The sequence below is a fragment of the Streptomyces sp. SID14478 genome (genome assembly GCF_010548525.1).
GTDB lineage: Bacteria > Actinomycetota > Actinomycetes > Streptomycetales > Streptomycetaceae > Streptomyces.
This window is the reverse complement of the sequence record NZ_JAAGMG010000456.1, coordinates 1-1,151: the sequence shown is the minus strand read 5'-3', so window position 1 is coordinate 1,151 and position 1,151 is coordinate 1. Positions and strand designations below refer to the sequence as shown.

General features: G+C 75.0%; 1 protein-coding gene. It reads right to left on the bottom strand.

All coding sequences use genetic code 11. The annotated features are described in order from the left end of the window. A partial coding sequence (locus G3I40_RS15270; RefSeq protein WP_164302714.1) for a M14 family zinc carboxypeptidase occupies nt 1–962 on the bottom strand: 962 nt, incomplete at its 3' end. Nucleotides 963–1,151: the final 189 nt, after the last annotated feature.

Genomic DNA, 1,151 nt, shown 5'->3' with positions numbered 1-1,151 from the left:
AGCCCCGGCACGAGGCTCAGCGCCCAGCGGGCCGCCCGCAGCAGCGGCCCCGTGGTGTCGGGCAGGCGGGGCAGGGACTCCGCGAGGACGTCCTCCACGAGCCGGGTGTCCCGGCTCAGTCGCGCCGAGATGCGCCGCAGGGCCCGCTGCGGCGCCGGGTGCGGGGCCGGGTCGTCCACCAGGTCGCTGGCCCACATCGGCACCTCGATGATCGCCGTGCAGCCGCCGTAGCGGTGCGCGTGGTGCCAGGTGGAGTGCCGGGCGTCGTCGGGCAGGCTCGGGAACGCGGCCTGTGCCTCGGGGTCCGGCATCACGTGGACCCCGGGCCCGGACGTCGGCCAGCCCGCCGCGTCGGAGGCGCCCGTCTCCACCGGTATGTGCAATTCCGCCGCCGACTTGGCGAAGGGCTCCGCGAGCCCGGGTATGTCCCGGGTCAACTGCACCCAGCTGCCGCCCAGTTCGGTGCCGTGCAAGGACACCTGGAGGTAGGGCCGCAGCTCGTCGATGACACCGGTGAGCGTCTTCGTCTCGGGCGGGAGACGGTCCGGGGGCAGCACCGACGGCGACCACTCGGGCTGCTCGGGGCCCGCGGGCCGGAAGAAGTGCTGGTGGTACTCGCGCAGGGTGCGCGGGGCGGGAGTGCGGTGCAGCTCCGCCCCGTCCGGGTCGGCGCAGAGCAGGAAGTGCCAGGACCGGTCGGATCTCAACGCCCGGTCCAAAAGGGCCCGTTCGGCGAGGTGCAGCACGGTGGAGCCGCCCGTCGGCTCGTTCGCGTGCGCGCCCGCGACGATCAGGACGGTGCGCCGGTCGTGTCCGACGGACAGCAGGTGCAGCGGCCGCCCGGACCGTGACGTGCCGACCTGGCGTAGACGGCACAGGTCAGGTCGGTGAGTCGCCAGCTCCCGCGCTGACCGGACCAGTTCGGCCGAGGTGGGGTACCGCTGCTCCGTCAGGTGGCTCACCCCCGTTGGTGCTCCCTGCGTCAGCACCCGCAGTACCCCACGCGTGGCCGCCCCTGTCAAGAAGGCCTGGACCGCCGTCCGGCGCCGGTGCAGGCCAGGCCCCCGCGGCCCGGCGGAACGTCTCACGAGCCGCCGCGCGGACGGCCGGTGCGTGGCCTGCCCGATGCCGCCGCCGTCACCCGTACGGCC